This window comes from Bacillus cereus group sp. BceL291, assembly GCF_051776705.1.
Lineage (GTDB): Bacteria > Bacillota > Bacilli > Bacillales > Bacillaceae_G > Bacillus_A > Bacillus_A cereus.
This window is the reverse complement of sequence record NZ_JBPWAP010000268.1, coordinates 1-305: the sequence shown is the minus strand read 5'-3', so window position 1 is coordinate 305 and position 305 is coordinate 1. Positions and strand designations below refer to the sequence as shown.

Genomic DNA, 305 nt, shown 5'->3' with positions numbered 1-305 from the left:
TCAAAGCTTACTTACAGCTCCCCGAAGCATATCGGCGTTAGTCCCGTCCTTCATCGACTCCTAGTGTCAAGGCATCCACCGTGCGCCCTTTCTAACTTAACCAAACTAAAAATTAAAAAATATGAGCTACACTGTTATCTAGTTTTCAAAGAACATACATTTATATATGAGAGATAGTTCTCTCAAAACTGAACAAAACGAAACACGGAAACTTATATTGATAAGCAGCGCTTATCAATTCTCCATAGAAAGGAGGTGATCCAGCCGCACCTTCCGATACGGCTACCTTGTTACGACTTCACCCC

General features: G+C 41.6%; 2 rRNA genes. Both read right to left on the bottom strand.

Annotated elements, in window-relative coordinates:
- Nucleotides 1-102, bottom strand: a 23S ribosomal RNA gene (locus tag ACS2CR_RS34530); the annotation flags it as partial.
- 146 nt (nucleotides 103-248) lie between these two features.
- Nucleotides 249-305, bottom strand: a 16S ribosomal RNA gene (locus ACS2CR_RS34525); the annotation flags it as partial.